This window comes from Nostoc sp. DedSLP03 (genome assembly GCF_034530815.1).
GTDB lineage: Bacteria > Cyanobacteriota > Cyanobacteriia > Cyanobacteriales > Nostocaceae > Nostoc.
Genome location: NZ_JAVRCK010000220.1, coordinates 1 through 1,791, shown reverse-complemented (window position 1 = coordinate 1,791; position 1,791 = coordinate 1). Strand labels below are relative to the sequence as shown.

The following is a 1,791-nucleotide window of genomic DNA, read 5'->3' as shown; positions in this document are numbered from 1 at the left end:
TTCTTTTACTTGCGCCTCAAACAACTCATGGATGCATTTTTCTTGCGGATATTCACTATTAGTATCATTCCATTCCACTAATAACTGGTGTTTTTCAGGTTCTGTTAACAGTGGTAACTCTGAAAGCCTCCCTTGGGGATTTGCCACAATACCTTGAAGCAAAGACTGCAAATGTCCTGCCATCCGGCTGATAGTGCTTTCCTCAAATAAATCGGTACTATACTCCAGAGTGGCAAATAGTCCCTGTGCTGTTTCTGCCATCTCCAGGGTCAAATCAAATTTGGCACTACCACTCTCAATTGCCAGAGTACTTAAAGTCATACCAGGCAACTTTAAATCTGACATTGGTGCATTCTGAAGCACAAACATCACTTGAAATAGTGGTGCGTGGCTCAAGTCTCGCTGTGGTTGTAGTTCTTCTACCAACAGTTCAAAAGGCAAATCCTGATGTACGTAGGCTCCTAATGCCACTTCCCGGACACGAGTAAGTACTTCTTCAAAGGTAGGATTACCTGCCAAATTTGTTCGCAGTACCAAAGTATTGACAAAAAGTCCAATTAATCCTTCTATTTCCGCGCGATTGCGGTTAGCAATTGGTGAACCGACCACAATATCTTCATTGTTAGTGTAGCGCCATAACAGAATCTGGAAAGCTGCCAGCAAGGTCATAAATAAGGTGGTTCCTTGCTGCTGGTTGAGTTTCTTTAAGGCTAGGGATAACTCATTAGATAGCTCAAATGAATAAGTGGCACCTCGGAAGGTTTGAACAGGGGGACGTGGGTGGTCTGTGGGTAACTCCAGTACTCTGGGTGCCCCCTGTAACTGCTGAACCCAGTAAGATAGCTGCGATTGTAACGCCTCTTTTTGTAACCATTGTCGTTGCCAAGCTGCAAAGTCTACATAGTGAAGAGGTAGTTCAGCTAAAGGCGAGTGTTCTCGATCGCAAAAGGCTTGATAAAGTGCTACCAACTCACGCACTAGCACACCTATCGACCAACCATCAGAGACAATGTGGTGCATCGTGAATAACACTACATACTCTTGTTCACTTAGCCGTAATAGTTTTACCCGCAGCAGGAGGTCGCTTTTCAGGTCAAAGGGTTGTTGTGCTTCTGCTAATGCTTGCTGTCTGACTTGAGCTTCTCGTTGATTTGCAGGTAATTCACTGATGTCAAATACGGGCAATGGTAGTGATGTTACTGATGAGATGATTGCTACAGGTTGCCCTTGTATTGTCTGAAAGTTAGCTCGTAAGGCTTCGTGACGGCGGAGAATTTCGTTGAAACTTTGTTGTAGTGCTTTGAGGTTCAATTGCCCCTCTAGCCGAACAGCAGCAGGAATATTGTAAAAGGAACTGTTTGGATCTAGCTTGGCAAGGAACCATAACCGCTGCTGGGCAAAAGATAGGGGTAATTTTTGCGATCGTGAAATTCGCTCAATATCTGGTGTATCAATTCTTAAGCCTATCTTGGTGGCTTTTTCAATGTCTTTAGCCAGCCCAACTATTGTTGGTTTTTCAAATACACAATGTAAAGGAAGCTCTACCTGAAAAACCTGCCGGATCTGAGAAATCAGACGGGTTGCTAATAGGGAGTGTCCACCCACTTCAAAGAAGTTATCATCAATGCTAATTTTCTCAATACCAAGTATCCGAAGCCAAATACTAACTAGCATCTCCTCAATTGGTGTGGAAGGAGGTAGAAAAGATGATTCAGGTACTAGCTGTGTCAGACTAAGCTCTGGCAAAGCCTTACGGTCAACCTTACCATTAGGAGTCAGAGGGAGTCGATC

Annotated in this window: 1 protein-coding gene; it reads right to left on the bottom strand. The window is 43.9% G+C overall.

The window, feature by feature from the left end:
• The coding region (locus RM368_RS38350; RefSeq protein ID WP_322698909.1) for a condensation domain-containing protein at window positions 1-1,791 on the bottom strand (1,791 nt) is incomplete at both ends.